We start from the raw sequence: 201 nt of genomic DNA on the forward strand, positions 1-201 counted from the left end.
TTGCGCAACAGAATCAGCAAGAAAGCCTATGGCAAATCCAACAACTCCAAATTTACCAGTTGGATCTGTCATATTAACCGGATCATTCCCCACATAAGCATAAAGATTCATCTGAGCTTCATAACCCACAGGGTCAGTTTGCAGGAAGCGCCCTAGCTTTGGATGATAAATCCGTGCTTTGTAGTAATAAAGCTCAGTACC

Annotated in this window: 1 protein-coding gene; it reads right to left on the reverse strand. The window is 42.8% G+C overall.

Annotation, left to right across the window (positions count from 1 at the left end; all coding sequences use genetic code 11):
• On the reverse strand, positions 1–201 hold a 201-nt coding region (locus V5298_RS20990; protein WP_332933327.1), incomplete at both ends, for an RHS repeat-associated core domain-containing protein.

This window comes from Alteromonas sp. 14N.309.X.WAT.G.H12 (genome assembly GCF_036697315.1).
Lineage (GTDB): Bacteria > Pseudomonadota > Gammaproteobacteria > Enterobacterales > Alteromonadaceae > Alteromonas.